The 11,717-nt window shown below is 68.0% G+C and carries 13 protein-coding genes and 1 pseudogene; 5 read left to right on the top strand and 9 right to left on the bottom strand.

What is annotated here, in order from left to right; genetic code table 11:
* The 6 genes from L995_RS02045 to L995_RS02020 all read right to left on the bottom strand — a co-directional run.
* Window positions 1-1,347: glycosyltransferase family 39 protein (locus L995_RS02045; protein ID WP_047468615.1), on the bottom strand; the 1,347-nt coding region annotated here is incomplete at its 3' end.
* A 108-nt stretch (window positions 1,348-1,455) separates the two neighbouring features.
* Window positions 1,456-2,406 carry an AEC family transporter gene (locus tag L995_RS02040; protein ID WP_047468612.1) on the bottom strand — a complete coding sequence of 317 codons (951 nt, stop codon included), beginning with the start codon at window positions 2,404-2,406 and terminating at the stop codon, window positions 1,456-1,458.
* Between the two features lie 124 nt (window positions 2,407-2,530).
* Window positions 2,531-2,890: a hypothetical protein gene (locus L995_RS02035; protein WP_016450375.1), complete on the bottom strand. Its 360-nt coding sequence runs from the start codon at window positions 2,888-2,890 to the stop codon at window positions 2,531-2,533.
* 93 nt (window positions 2,891-2,983) lie between these two features.
* Window positions 2,984-3,385 carry a roadblock/LC7 domain-containing protein gene (locus L995_RS02030; RefSeq protein WP_016450374.1) on the bottom strand — a complete coding sequence of 134 codons (402 nt, stop codon included), beginning with the start codon at window positions 3,383-3,385 and terminating at the stop codon, window positions 2,984-2,986.
* A complete protein-coding gene (locus tag L995_RS02025) occupies window positions 3,382-3,945 on the bottom strand; it encodes a GTP-binding protein (protein WP_016450373.1) in 564 nt (187 codons plus the stop codon). Before L995_RS02025 ends, L995_RS02030 begins: the two co-directional genes overlap by 4 nt.
* The gene (locus L995_RS02020; protein ID WP_047468618.1) at window positions 3,942-4,700 is read right to left on the bottom strand and encodes a hypothetical protein; all 759 of its coding nucleotides are present in this window, start codon (window positions 4,698-4,700) and stop codon (window positions 3,942-3,944) included. Before L995_RS02020 ends, L995_RS02025 begins: the two co-directional genes overlap by 4 nt.
* Window positions 4,701-4,981: 281 nt before the next feature.
* Here L995_RS02020 and L995_RS02015 point away from each other — a divergent pair, with 281 nt between their 5' ends.
* The 4 genes from L995_RS02015 (at window position 4,982) to L995_RS02000 (ending at window position 9,513) form a co-directional block, all read left to right on the top strand.
* The gene (locus L995_RS02015) at window positions 4,982-7,051 is read left to right on the top strand and encodes an ATP-dependent helicase (RefSeq protein WP_016450371.1); all 2,070 of its coding nucleotides are present in this window, start codon (window positions 4,982-4,984) and stop codon (window positions 7,049-7,051) included.
* Between the two features lie 18 nt (window positions 7,052-7,069).
* Window positions 7,070-7,576, top strand: coding sequence for a hypothetical protein (locus L995_RS02010; protein WP_047327008.1), 507 nt, complete (start codon window positions 7,070-7,072; stop codon window positions 7,574-7,576).
* Between the two features lie 88 nt (window positions 7,577-7,664).
* Complete coding sequence (locus L995_RS02005) at window positions 7,665-8,885, top strand: phospholipase A (RefSeq protein WP_016450369.1); 1,221 nt, start codon at window positions 7,665-7,667, stop codon at window positions 8,883-8,885.
* A gap of 166 nt (window positions 8,886-9,051) precedes the next feature.
* Entirely contained in the window at window positions 9,052-9,513 is a 462-nt protein-coding gene (locus L995_RS02000; RefSeq protein ID WP_026062676.1) for a hypothetical protein, read from the top strand.
* 27 nt (window positions 9,514-9,540) lie between these two features.
* On the opposite strand, the gene L995_RS01995 is transcribed toward L995_RS02000, so the two are convergent.
* Window positions 9,541-10,011 (bottom strand): universal stress protein, encoded by a 471-nt coding sequence (locus tag L995_RS01995; RefSeq protein ID WP_016450367.1) that lies wholly within the window; start codon window positions 10,009-10,011, stop codon window positions 9,541-9,543.
* A gap of 135 nt (window positions 10,012-10,146) precedes the next feature.
* On the opposite strand from L995_RS01995, the gene tgt reads away from it, so the two are divergent.
* The gene (tgt, locus tag L995_RS01990) at window positions 10,147-11,319 is read left to right on the top strand and encodes a tRNA guanosine(34) transglycosylase Tgt (protein WP_016450366.1); all 1,173 of its coding nucleotides are present in this window, start codon (window positions 10,147-10,149) and stop codon (window positions 11,317-11,319) included.
* A gap of 45 nt (window positions 11,320-11,364) precedes the next feature.
* Here the strand turns inward: tgt and L995_RS31625 are convergent, their stop codons facing one another.
* Both L995_RS31625 and L995_RS32705 read right to left on the bottom strand, forming a co-directional pair.
* Window positions 11,365-11,586, bottom strand: a complete 222-nt coding sequence (locus L995_RS31625) for a hypothetical protein (RefSeq protein WP_047468608.1) — start codon at window positions 11,584-11,586, stop codon at window positions 11,365-11,367.
* Between the two features lie 14 nt (window positions 11,587-11,600).
* Window positions 11,601-11,717 (bottom strand): annotated as a pseudogene (locus L995_RS32705) (DMT family transporter); the annotation flags it as partial.

The following is an 11,717-nucleotide window of genomic DNA, read 5'->3' as shown; positions in this document are numbered from 1 at the left end:
CCGCGTATATTCGCTGTCGGGCAGGCCGGGGATGGTGCGCAGATGCGGCTGTGCATAGAAGGAGAGCATGGCGTTTTCCGCCCAGTCGCCGCCCACCCACTGCAGCGGCTGCTCCGGGTGGCGCTGGTTCCAGGACAGCACGATGGCCTGGGCCGCATCGGCCGCGGGCCGGTAGTAGTCGGAGCTGCTCTTGCGCGCATTGCCCCAACCCGCGGCCACGCCAATCACCAGCACCACGGCCAGGCTGGGCCACCAGGCGCGGCGCAGCGCGGCCAGGGCGGCCTGCGTCGCGGCAGGCGCCTCGGCGTCCAGGTTGCGCAGCCACAGCAGCACGAAGGCATAGCCGATGGGAATGGCCCAGGGCGTGGACAGCTCCACCACGCCGGTGGCACCAAAGCCCAGCGTCGTCAGCCAGGGCATGAGGGCCAGCCAGAACAAGGTGTCGCCCCGCCCCTGCCAGGCCCAGCTGCGGCGCAGAAAGCGCGCGCTCCAGCGCAGCCAGCCACCGCCTTGCTGGCGGGCCTGCATGAAGCCATACACCAGGCACACGGCCAGCCAGGCCGGCAGCCAGTAGAAGATGGGCGCCAGCGCAAAGCGCAGCACATAGCCCCACACCACCTGCCCGCCGCCCTGGTCCATGGCATAGCCCAGCGTCACCCACTGGTGGTGGGCAATCCAGGCCACATGCGGTGCCAGCGCCAGGCCAAAGGCTGCCAGCGCCACATAGGGCCTGGGAGTGAGCAGCCACTGGCGACCTTCGCGAACCAGGAGGATGGGCAGCAGAAAGCCGGCCAGGAACACGCCGCTGTAGTACTTGCTGAGCATGCAGGCGGCCGAGACCACGCCCAGGGCCACGCTGAAGGCCAGGCCCCGCACACCCTTTTCCTGCCAGCTGGCCAGCAGCAGGGCCGCCGCCCAGGGCCACAGGGACAGCAGCTGGCTGTTGGCGTTGAACTTGCCGGCCAGCGTCGTATACGGGAAGCACCACAGCAGCAGCAGCGCCCCCAGCGGCGCCAGGCGCGCCAGCCCCAGGCGCCGGCCCAGCACATAGACACCCCACAGGCCCACGCCCACATTGGCATAGGACAGCAGGCGGTAGAAGGCGTCGTTCTGCGGAAACACCATGAACCACAGGCCGACCACCCAGGCGAAGAACGGCGGGTGCTTGTGCGTGCCCAGCTGCAGCGGCTGGGACCAGGCATAGTTCTCCAGCATGTCGTGGTAGCCGTCCAGGTTGCCATTGGCCAGCCAGGACACCAGGGCCCAGAGCAGGCAGGCCAGCGTCACCATCCAGAGCAGGCCCGCGCCCGTGGGGGCGCCGGCCGGGGCAGAGGGGGAGGGTTTCATGCAATCCCGTCGAGGTGGTGAAAAAACATGGGCGCGATTGTAGAGAGCGCCAGCCTGCCGACAGGCCTGGACTGACCGGGCCTGCCCAGTCCTGCCGCTCGGACCTGCTCAGGTCATCAACGCCACGGCACCCGAGAAGCTCAGGAAGGCCAGCACCGTGGACACCAGGATGATGCGGGCCACCCGCCCGCCATGCGCACCGAAGCGCTCGGTCAGCAGCGAGACATTGCTGGCGCTGGGCAGTGCGGCCAGCAGCACCAGGGCCACGAAGGCCTCCTCACCCAGCGGCAGGCCCAGCGCCATGGCCGCGCGGGCCACGGCCCAGACCAGCAGCGGATGGACCAGCAGCTTGGCCAGCGCGATGGGCACGTAGTCGCGCGCGGCCACGCGCTCATGGCTGTTCATCTGCGAGCGCGCCAGCACAGCGCCTATGGTGAACAGCGCCACGGGCGAGGCCGCGCCCGCCAGCATGGCCACGGTGCGGTCGATGGGGCCGGGCAGCGTCCAGCCCGCCGCCGACGCCACTGCGCCCAGCACGATGGACCAGGGCATGGGGTTGGAGGCCATGCCCGCCAGCGCGCGGCGCAATGCCACCGTCACACCGTGCCCGCCCGGCATTCCAAGGCGCGACAGCGCAATGCACAGCGAGGTGGTCACCACCATGTCGATGGCCATGGTGACGATGACCGGGCCCGCCGCACGCTCACCCAGCAGCGCCACCAGCATGGGCACGCCCATGAAGCCGGTATTGGGGAAGGCGGCCACCAGTGCGCCGAAGGCCGCATCGTTCCAGCCCACGCCCCGCAGCGTGAGCGCCACGGTGGCGCCCACCATCAGCAGCGCGCACAGCAGGTAGACCACGGAGACGCCCACATCCAGCAGTTGCGCGATCGGCGTCTGCGCGCCAAAGCGAAACAGCATGCAGGGCAGCGCGAAATACAGCACGAAGGCGTTGAGCCCCGGTATCGCCGCCTGCGGCAGCACGCCACGCCAGGTGGCTGCGAAGCCGCAGGCCACGAGAGCGAAGAAGGGGAAGGTGATCAGCAGGACGGACAGCACGCGGCGATTCTGGCAGCAAGCCGGCGCGTACGCTGCGCGCCCGTGGCGCACCGGTGACGGCGGGCGAAAAAAAACCTGCCGGAATCCGTCTCCGGCAGGTCTGGCGGCAAGAGCGCGGGCGCTCTCAGAGTGCCAGGTCCTTTTCGATCTCCTGCACCTTGCGGCGGGCCAGCGCCAGGTTGGAGCGGCTCTTGTCCAGCACCAGGTAGAAGAACACGCCTTCATGGGCGGCCACGGGCCGGATGACGTGGTACTGGTGGGTCAGGGTGATCAGGATGTCGTCGATGGCATCGTCCAGCTTGAGCATGCGCATGGTCTTGAGCTTGGCGCGCACCACCTCCGTGTTGCCGGCGGCGGCCAGCTCCATGTCGAGGCCGGAGCCCGCGCTGCCCATCAGCATGCCGCTGGTGCTGTCCACCAGGGCTGCGCACAGGGCGCCATCGATGCCCAGCAGGCCGTTCAGAGAATCATGTATCGAAGCCATATGCCACCTCTTTCAAATAGCAAGGGCAGGCGATGCGATGGACTCATCGCGCCCGCTCCTCGGGGGAGAAAACTCTTGAATCGGATACGGGGGTCAGAGACGGGACAGATCGCCGGCCACTTCGCCCGCGGCCCACAGCGCACGTCCCAGCAAGGCGCTTTGATCGACCACCATGCACAGGATGGCCGGGTGGCTGCCGCCGACGGCCTGGAAAAGGACGGTACCCAGTTCGGTCTCGAAGGTCAGGCGGTGGCAGGACTTGTGGCCTATCTCGGCGGCCACGGCCTTTGCCATGGCCATCAGCGAGCCCGCCATGGCAGACAGGCGCTCCGTCGGCAGCTCGCTCTTGACCCGCAGGGCCGTGATCTCGAAACCATCGGGCGTGCACAGCAAGGCGATATGCACGCCCTCAAGAGGCGCCACCACGCGATTGAGTGCAACTTGGCCAGCTTCGATCACGGTGGAGGAAATCTGGGGATGCGTTGGTGTCTTCATGCCTGACTTTGCAAGGAAAGCAAGGAAACGAGCACCCCCAGCGCATCCAGCAACTGCTGCCGGTCACGGGGGTCCGCCTGGATGACAGGCACTATACCGCGACCTCGATCGGCCAAGGCGGTGCTGAACGCCTCCTGCTGTTGTTCGCTGGCGTCACGGCAACTGAGCAGAAGCACCTGGGGTTCGACCTCCAGGGTGGCGATCTCGGACAGGAGCTGCGCGGCATAGTCCGGCGCCGAGGCATCGCCCACATCCACCATCAGCAGCACGCCCACCGAAGCATTGAGCACCCAGCGGCGCACGAAGTCGAAGCGGTCCTGGCCCGGGCTGCCCACCAGCTGCAGCCGCATTCCCTCGCCCAGATCGATCTCGCCGAACTCCGCGCCCACGGTGGTGAACTCCTTGGAATGGGCGGCCCGGTCGAGATTGGGCACATCCGTTGCGGCCATCAGCGCTCCGCACAGGCTGCGCAGCGCCGTGGTCTTGCCGATGCCCATGGGGCCGATCAGGCTCACCCGCACCAGTCCCGCACCGGGCTGGTCGCTCATCCACATGCTCATGCCTGCCCTCCGCGGCGTATCCAGCCGGTCAGCCGCTGCACCCACTGGCGCGACAGGCCTGGCGCCACGGCAGTGGCAGCCCCGTGCGCCTGCGCGCGGTGGCCGCCCAGCGGCGTTGGACCGTCCGCACGGGCCGGCCTCAGGCTGCAATCGAGAGTGCCGCGCAGCCGGGGGTGGCGCAGCAGCTCGGCCACGGCGGCAGGCGCCATGCCGCTGTGCTCGCACAGTGTGGCCACATCCATCGGGCCACGGCACAGCATGGCCAGGGCCCGCAGGGATTCGGCACTGTTCCAGGGCGCGGGCAGCGCCACCCATGCCTTGAGCCGGAATTGGTAGCGGCAGCCCTCAGCCTGCTGCCGAAGGTCATCCAGGGCGCGCACCAGGGTCTGCGAGGACGCCACCTGCTGGCGCACCGTCCAGTCCATGAGAAAGACGGCGGCCCGGTCCAGCATGTCGATCAGGTCGGAGAGCGTGAAATCCAGATCCAGATAGGTGGCCAGGCGCTGGGGCGTGCGTTCCAGGTGCTGCCCCTGGGGCACACCGCCCACATAGACCACGCAAGGCAGCCATCCGGCCGCCTCGGGCACGGGCAGGCTGCCGTCCACCACCAGCACCTGGGCGCTGACCAGGGGCACCTGCCGCCAGCCGCGCAGCGACTTGCGGGACGCCACGGCAAACAATGTCTCAAAACGCTGCTTGAGCAGCGGCGACCACAGCTCGGCAGCCAGGCCAATCTCATCGGTAGTGCGAGCCAACTTCAACGCCTCCCCGGATAGCAGCGGGAAATGAACAGATCGAGGTCGCCTGGAGCAAATATAGGCGAGCACTGATATTTTCGATAGTTTTCGCTCAACGATCACACCCATCAATGTGAACTTTTCTATCGGTGGCTGTACAGCCACAGACAGCTCCCCGCGGGTCGCGAGATTTGTCGCCGAATTCCAAGGGTGCTTACACCTGCCCGGACGGCCCCGACCCCCGAAGCGGTATGCTCCCGCTTCCCTCACTTTCACGCCTTTCCCCGCGCAACGCACCCATGTCCGCAGGACTCAATCTGGCCCAGCTCCAGGCCGTCCACTACACCGAAGGCCCCTGCCTGGTCCTGGCCGGCGCGGGCTCGGGCAAGACACGCGTGATCACGCACAAGATCGGACGCCTGATCGAGACGGGCATGGCGCCACGGCGCATCGCTGCCATCACCTTCACCAACAAGGCAGCGGCCGAAATGCGCGAGCGCGCGGCCGGCCTCATCGGCCGACAGGCCAAGGATGTGCTGGTCTGCACCTTCCACGCCCTGGGCGTGCGCATGGTGCGCGAGGACGGCCATGTGCTGGGCCTCAAGCCCCAGTTCAGCATCCTGGATGCCGACGACGTGACGGGCATCCTCAAGGACTGCTCGGGCGGCACCACCGACCTGGCCACGGCGCGCCAGTGGCAATGGACCATCAGCAACTGGAAGAACGCCGGCTGGGACAGCCGCAAGGCCCTGGCCATGGCCCAGGACGACAACGAACGCAGCACGGCGCTGATCATGCAGCGCTACGAAGAGCGCCTGACCGCCTACCAGAGCGTGGACTTCGACGACCTGATCGGCATGCCCATGCGCCTGCTCAAGAACCACGCCGAGGTGCGCGAGAAATGGCAGCGCCTGCTGGGCCATGTGCTGGTAGACGAATACCAGGACACCAACGCCACGCAGTACGAGCTGCTCAAGCTGCTGGTGGGCAGCCGGGCCCACTTCACGGCCGTGGGCGACGACGACCAGAGCATCTACGGCTGGCGCGGCGCCACGCTGGACAACCTCAAGAAGCTGCCGGTGGAGTTCCCGCAGCTCAAGGTGATCAAGCTGGAGCAGAACTACCGCTCCACCTCGGCCATCCTGCGTGCGGCCAACAACGTGATCCAGCCCAACCCCAAGCTCTATCCGAAGACGCTGTTCTCGGAGCTGGGCGAAGGCGAGCCCGTGCGCATCGTGGACTGCGACACCGAGGAGCACGAGGCCGAGCGCGCCGTGGCCCGCATCCAGAGCCTGCGCGCGGCCAGCAACCCGCCGCCGGACTGGAAGGATTTCGCCATCCTCTACCGCGCCAACCACCAGGCCAAGCCCTTCGAGAAGGCCTTGCGCAAGGCCAACATTCCCTACAAGGTCTCGGGCGGCACCAGCTTCTTCGACCGCGCCGAGATCAAGGACCTGTGCGCCTGGTTCCGGCTGTGGATCAACAACGACGACGACCCCGCCTTCCTGCGCGCCATCGGCACACCCAAGCGCGGCATAGGCCACACCACGCTGGGCAAGCTGGGCGAGTTTTCCTCGCAGCACAAGCTCAGCATGTTCGGCGCCCTGTTCGCGCACATGCTGGAAGCGGCCCTGCCCAAGAAGGCGCATGACAGCCTGCTGGAGTTCGGCCGCTACATCAACGACCTCGAATACCGCGCCCGCCACACGCTGGGCGCCGAGCAGTCGCGCGGCTTCATGCTCGACTGGCTCAAGGAGATCGGCTACGAGCAGTACCTCTACGACAGCGAGGACAGCGAATCGGTGGCCGCCGCGCGATGGAGCAACGTGCTGGAGTTCTGCGACTGGATGGCCCAGCGCGCCGGCGGCCAGATCGAGGATGCGGCGGGAACGACCACGCACACCGAGGTCAAGAGCCTGCTGGAGGTGGCGCGCAACATCGCCCTGCTGTCCACCATCAGCGAGCGCGAGAAGGAGCAGGACATGGTCATCCTGTCCACGCTGCACGCCTCCAAGGGCCTGGAGTGGCCGCATGTGATGCTGGTCGGCGTGACCGAGGGCATGCTGCCCTTCAAGCTCGACGACGACGATGGCCGCCAGCAAAAGGTCAGCGACGAGACCGCCCAGCGCCTGCAGGAAGAGCGCCGCCTCATGTACGTGGGCATCACGCGCGCCCGGCGATCGCTGGCCGTGAGCTGGACCAAGCGCCGCAAGAAGGGCCGCGAGATGGTCTCCACCCTGCCCAGCCGCTTCATCAAGGAAATGGGCCTGGACGCCGCCACCTCGCGCGAGGACCCGCGCGAGAAGCTGCGCCAGCTGCGCGCCGAGTTCGCGCTCAAGGCGCAGCAGTCCACGCCCGCCGACTCCTGATTCCCCGAAAGACACCGCATGCGTTTTTACCGCCCCGTTCTCAGCCTGGCGCTGGTGGCCGTGACCGCCGCCTGCTCCAGCACCGCCTTGCAGCCCACTGCCCAGGCCACCCCACAGTCCACCGCCCAGGCCAAGGCCGCACCCAAGGCCGCCCGCACAACCTCCGCACAGTCCCCTCTCTCATGCCCCGAGGGCGAGGAAATGAAGGACAGCCAGCTGCAGGGCGAGTGGACCGGCACGGTCGAAGGCCAGGCCCGGCCCGTGCGCCTGCAGCTGGGGCCGCACCCCCAGTGGAAGGGCAACGTCAAGGGCACGATCGCGCGCGGCGCAGACACCCGGCCCATGGTCGGCGACGTGGCCGATGACCACATCACGCTGGAAGAAAGCGCCGACGGCAAGCGCATCACCGCCACCTGGCTGGGCGATGTCGTCGAAGGCAGCTGCGCCCGCGAGATCCGCGGCAACTACCTCGAAGGCGAGGATGCCGCGCCCCGGCCCTTCGTGCTGCGCAAGCTCGCGCCCTGACCGGCCCCCGAGCCTGCACACGAGCCCCCTGCTGCCTCTTCACTCATTACCCCTTACTCTTCGCTCCTTCCATCACCGGACCCCTGCCATGACGAATCCTCCACACCTGGATCGCCGCAAGCGCCCAAGCCGCACGCCGACACCCCTGCAGTGGGCCCTGGCCATGGGCCTGGGCGCCACGCCCTGGCTCGGCGCCCAGGCGCAGACCGCGCCCCGCCCCCTGTCCGAGGACGCCTGGCGCCAGTGCGCCGCCACCACGGACAACCAGTCTCGCCTGGCCTGCTTCGACACCTGGGCACAGCAGCAGCAACCGCTGACCGCGCCGCCAGCCACCGGCTGGAGTGCTCCGGCCGCCAGCGCCGCAGCCGATCCTGGCGCCCTGCCCACGCCCGCCCCCGTGGTGACGGCCGACAGCGGCCAGGGCCTGGCGCTGCCCACCACCCCCACCAATGGCGGCTGCCGCGACCCGCGCTACAGCGAGCTGTCGCGCTACTACGAGCTGGAACCGGGCAGCGACTGCGGCACCTTCAGCTTCCGCGGCTACCGGCCCATGTCCGTGTCCGTGGTGACGGCCGACCATGTCAACCGGCAGCCCACCACGCCCGGCAAGGACCCTGCACAGTCGCAGCCCTACAAGACCGAGGAAATGCGCGTGCAGCTGTCCGTGCGCACCAAGGTCGCCCAGGGCCTGCTGACCGGCAGCACCTCGGCGGGCAAGGACTCGCTGTGGGTCGGCTACACCCAGCAGTCGTACTGGCAGCTGTTCAGCCCCGCCATCTCGCGGCCCTTCCGCAACACGGACCACGAGCCCGAGATCTTCTACGTCTACCCCACCGATGCCCGGCTGCCCTTCGGCTGGCGCTGGCGCTACAGCGGCGTGGGACTGGTGCACCAGTCCAACGGCCAGAGCGATCCGCTGTCGCGCAGCTGGAACCGCTGGTATCTGATGACCGGCTTCGAGCTGGACAACCGCTGGCAGCTGCACGCCAAAGCCTGGCAGCGCATCCGCGAAAGCGCCGAGCACGACGACAACCCGCGCATCCAGGACTACATAGGCCGGGGCGAGGTGAAACTGGGCTGGAACGTCAATGCGCAGAACTATCTGGGCTTCACTGCGCGCGGCTCGCTGGGCCAGGGCCGCGGCTCCGGCCGCGTCGAATGGCTGCGCACCCTAGGCGAAGGATGGAACGGTGGCAAGAGCAATTTGCGCCTGCATGTCCAGCTTTTCAGCGGATACGGTGACAGCCTGATCGATTACAACTACAAGCGCACCGTGCTCAGCGTGGGCTTCAGCCTTCTGGACTTCTAGAAGGCCGGCCCTCGCGGGCACGCTTTGCCGCTTGCCCTTCGCGGGGAAGCCCCGCCCCGCTGGCTGCATTGCCAGCGGCCGGGGCCATGCGTCAGAATGCGCCGATGCCCCGGGCCTTTGCAGGCAGGCCCGGAACCCGCCCCAGAACGAACCGCGGAGGTCCGCCATGGATTTGCAATACCAGCTCAAGGCCGGCAGTTACTGCCTGTACGACATGCGCGAGACGCCCAGTGCCATCACGGGCGAGCGCCGCTGCCGGCTCAGGACCGAGCTGGTGGCCATTGCCTTCGACCTGGTCACGGGCCAGGTCCATGAGCATGGCTCGCCCACGCGCATCCATGCCTGGGCGCTGTGCACGCGCCGGCGGCTGCGCGCGGCCGGCGACTGGGACCAGGCCGACAGCATCGTCGTGGTCTCCGGGCCCCTGCCGGTGGATGAGATCAACAAATGCCTGGGCATACGCGGCTACTGCCGCCGCATGTTCCAGCGCCTGGCCAGCCTGCCGCACGGCAAGCTGCAGCCCCACGCGCATTCGCACGCTCATGGTGCCCACGGCGCCTACGGAGCTTACGGCGCCCATGCAGGCCGGCACCAGAGCCATCAGGGCCAGCAGCGGCGGGCTGCCTGAAGGCCCGCGCGCCTGCCCGGCGCGGCCTCACTCGGGACTCAGGTCCTGCTCCTCATCTTCATCGCGCGGCTCGGCATGCTTGACGATGGTCACCGGCAGCCGGCTGTTGCGCGCCACCTCGCGCGAGACCGAGCCGATCAGCACGCGCCGCAGGCCGCCCTGGCCCAGCGCGCCGATGATGATCTGCTCGCAGCCCGTGCTCTCGGCAATGTCGGCCAGCGCGGCGGCGGGCTCGCCCAGGCCGATCTCCACCTCGTAGGAAATGCCGGCAGCCCGCACCAGGGCCACGGCCGGCGCCACCAGGTGCATACCGGCGTCCACGCTGGCGGCGGCGATCATGTCCGAGTCCTGCGTGGCCAGCTCGAACAGCGAGGCCTCCTGCTGCACATGGGCCAGCACGAAATGCGCCTGAAGGCCCTGGCGCACCAGGGAGATGGCGTGGTGCACGGCATCCAGCGAGGGCTCGGACCCGTCGACGGCAATCATGATCTTCAGCATGCAGACCTCCTTTTTTGTAGCTGGCGAATCGCAACCACCCCAGTGTAGACGCGGGCCGGCTAAGCCGGACGGGCTCCGGGGACAGTCGCGGCGCGTCCGACACGCGCATGCGGCCATCTGGGACAATGGAGGGCTATGCTGCAATTCGACCTGCTCAAGACCGATCCCTCCAGCCACGCGCGCCGCGGCCAGCTCACGCTCAACCACGGCGTGGTGCAGACACCCATCTTCATGCCCGTGGGCACCTATGGCACCGTCAAGGGCGTGATGCCGCGCAGCCTGCAGGAGATGGGCGCGCAGATCATCCTGGGCAACACCTTCCACCTGTGGATGCGCCCGGGGCTGGACATCATGCAGAGCTTCGGCGGCCTGCACGGCTTCGAGAAGTGGGACAAGCCCATCCTCACCGACTCGGGGGGCTTTCAGGTCTGGAGCCTGGGCGCCATGCGCAAGATCACCGAGGAAGGCGTGCACTTCGCCAGCCCGGTCAATGGCGACAAGCTGTTCATGTCGCCCGAAGTCAGCATGCAGATCCAGACGATCCTGAACTCGGACATCGTCATGCAGCTGGACGAATGCACGCCCTACGAGACCAACGGCCACAAGACCACCGAGGCCGAGGCACGCAAGAGCATGGAGATGAGCCGCCGCTGGGCCAAGCGCTCCAGCGACGAATTCCAGCGCCTGGGCAACCCCAACGCGCTGTTCGGTATCGTGCAGGGCGGCATGTACGAGAACCTGCGCGAGGAATCGCTGCAGGCCCTGGTCGAGATGGACTTCCCCGGCTACGCCGTGGGCGGCGTCTCGGTGGGCGAGCCCAAGGACGAGATGCTGGCCATCATGGCCCACACGCCGCACCGCCTGCCGGCCCACAAGCCGCGCTACCTGATGGGCGTGGGCACGCCCGAGGACCTGGTGCAGGGCGTGGCCGACGGCGTGGACATGTTCGACTGCGTCATGCCCACGCGCAATGCGCGCAACGGCACCATCTTCACGCGCTATGGCGACCTGAAGATCCGCAATGCCCGCCACAAGACCGACCACCAGCCGCTGGACCCCAGCTGCACCTGCCACGCCTGCGCCGGTGCCAGCGGCGTGAGCTGGGAGCAAGGCGGACGCGACGGCTTCTCGCGCGCCTACCTGCACCATCTGGACCGCTGCGGCGAGATGCTGGGCCCCATGCTCACCACCATCCACAACCTGCACTACTACCTGAACCTGATGCAGGAAGTGCGCAATGCGCTGGAGGCGGGCAACTTCACTGAAATGCGCGCACGCTTCAAGGCCGAGCGCGCCCGGGGCGTCTGACGCCCCGCAGCCGATCGTTCAGGTCACTCAGGTGGTCAGGGTCGCTCAGGTCGCCATATCCTTGAGCGACCAGGACACGCCGGTCTCGAAGCCGGCGCGCATCTCGTCGGCCACGCGCTCCAGCTCGTCCAGAAACAGGCGCATGGCGGCCGCCCTGGTGTAGCCGATGCGCTGGTACAGACAGCTTGGCAGCTGTGCTCCTGCATCGTGCAGGGGCCGCCAGAGCAGGCGGCCGGCCGCCACATCCTCGGCCACGTTGTCGGGCACCAGAAATCCCAGGGCGTCAGCGACAGGAAGTAGAAGGCCAGCGCGTAGCCCAGGACCGTGACCATGCTGGGCCACAGCCGCGTGAAGCCTTCGGACTGCTTGAGGCAGGAGGTGGCCGCCACCTCGGCGAC

This window comes from Delftia sp. ZNC0008 (genome assembly GCF_000799035.1).
GTDB classification, from domain to species: domain Bacteria; phylum Pseudomonadota; class Gammaproteobacteria; order Burkholderiales; family Burkholderiaceae_C; genus Comamonas; species Comamonas tsuruhatensis.
This window is presented reverse-complemented; position numbering and strand designations above follow the sequence as displayed.

Bases quoted from the DNA above. Each gene is read 5' to 3' on its own strand.
- L995_RS02035 (WP_016450375.1), bottom strand. From the start codon at position 2,890: ATGGCTTCGATACATGATTCTCTGAACGGCCTGCTGGGCATCGATGGC.
- L995_RS02030 (WP_016450374.1), bottom strand. From the start codon at position 3,385: ATGAAGACACCAACGCATCCCCAGATTTCCTCCACCGTGATCGAAGCT.
- L995_RS02025 (WP_016450373.1), bottom strand. From the start codon at position 3,945: ATGAGCATGTGGATGAGCGACCAGCCCGGTGCGGGACTGGTGCGGGTG.
- L995_RS02015 (WP_016450371.1), top strand. From the start codon at position 4,982: ATGTCCGCAGGACTCAATCTGGCCCAGCTCCAGGCCGTCCACTACACC.
- L995_RS02010 (WP_047327008.1), top strand. From the start codon at position 7,070: ATGCGTTTTTACCGCCCCGTTCTCAGCCTGGCGCTGGTGGCCGTGACC.
- L995_RS02005 (WP_016450369.1), top strand. From the start codon at position 7,665: ATGACGAATCCTCCACACCTGGATCGCCGCAAGCGCCCAAGCCGCACG.
- L995_RS02000 (WP_026062676.1), top strand. From the start codon at position 9,052: ATGGATTTGCAATACCAGCTCAAGGCCGGCAGTTACTGCCTGTACGAC.
- L995_RS01995 (WP_016450367.1), bottom strand. From the start codon at position 10,011: ATGCTGAAGATCATGATTGCCGTCGACGGGTCCGAGCCCTCGCTGGAT.
- tgt (WP_016450366.1), top strand. From the start codon at position 10,147: ATGCTGCAATTCGACCTGCTCAAGACCGATCCCTCCAGCCACGCGCGC.